The sequence below is a fragment of the Xenorhabdus innexi genome (assembly GCF_002632485.1).
GTDB classification, from domain to species: domain Bacteria; phylum Pseudomonadota; class Gammaproteobacteria; order Enterobacterales; family Enterobacteriaceae; genus Xenorhabdus; species Xenorhabdus innexi.
Map to the genome: position 1 here is coordinate 1 of NZ_NIBU01000279.1, position 383 is coordinate 383.

Annotated in this window: 1 protein-coding gene and 1 pseudogene; one reads left to right on the forward strand and one right to left on the reverse strand. The window is 37.3% G+C overall.

Features of this window, described 5'->3' with window-relative positions; all coding sequences use genetic code 11:
• A pseudogene (tnpA, locus tag Xinn_RS21610) lies at positions 1–250 on the reverse strand (IS200/IS605 family transposase); the annotation flags it as partial.
• Positions 251–306: 56 nt separating this feature from the next.
• Here tnpA and Xinn_RS21615 point away from each other — a divergent pair.
• Positions 307–383: helix-turn-helix domain-containing protein (locus Xinn_RS21615; protein ID WP_153043455.1), on the forward strand; the 77-nt coding region annotated here is incomplete at its 3' end.

Sequence of the window (383 nt, forward strand, 5' to 3'; positions counted from 1 at the left end):
CATACGAGATGAAACAGCTTTCAAATTATTAACCATTATGCTGATTGAAAGTTTGGGTGGATATGAGATCAGCAAATGAACATGATCTTGTTCGCCGTCTATTTCAATAAGCTGACACTCCAATTTTACGCAAGCAGATTCAAACGCCTCTTTCAACTGCTTAATCATTACACCCGTAAAAATCTTGTTTGCTCACACTATGCCTTTTTCTGAGGTCATCTTGAAGCAGTGCTTTATTGTGCGCGCTCACTTTACAAAACCTATTTAAGTCAATAATATAAAGTCATTATACAGGTGAGCACTGAAATGTTAAGAGCAACAAAAGTACGCATTTATCCAACACAAGAACAAGCTGACTTTTTGATGGCTCAGTTTGGTGCTGT